Source organism: Halorhabdus amylolytica (genome assembly GCF_004944975.1).
GTDB classification, from domain to species: Archaea; Halobacteriota; Halobacteria; order Halobacteriales; family Haloarculaceae; genus Halorhabdus; species Halorhabdus amylolytica.
Genome location: NZ_SPQG01000002.1, coordinates 302,655 through 303,036, shown reverse-complemented (window position 1 = coordinate 303,036; position 382 = coordinate 302,655). Strand labels below are relative to the sequence as shown.

Sequence of the window (382 nt, the reverse complement as noted above, 5' to 3'; positions counted from 1 at the left end):
ATGCGCCGGCCGGGAGTGAGCAAACGCGAAGCGTTTGCGAACTACGGGCGGCGCACGACCGTAGGGAGTGCGCCGGCCGGGAATTGAACCGAAGGAAGACGTTCCGGGCTTGTGGCTTCGCTACGCTCAGCCATTCCGGGGCTGCGACTTCCAGGGCTCAATTTCCCTCAAAACGCATTCGGCGCTCGCGAATTTGCGAGCGCCAGAAGTGCGCCGGCCGGGAATTGAACCCGGGTCGAGAGCTTGGAAGGCTCTTGTCATACCACTAGACCACCGGCGCTCGTTCACTGCGTTCACCCGCGCCGAGCATCGACGGACTGCGTCCGTCTCAACACCGGCGCGCTCGTCACTGCGTTCACTCGCGCGCCGAGGCTCGCAAATC

1 tRNA gene is annotated in these 382 nt (G+C 64.1%); it reads right to left on the bottom strand.

Annotation, left to right across the window (positions count from 1 at the left end):
- Nucleotides 1-209: 209 nt before the first annotated feature.
- Nucleotides 210-280 (bottom strand) — tRNA-Gly (locus tag E3374_RS04065).
- Nucleotides 281-382: the final 102 nt, after the last annotated feature.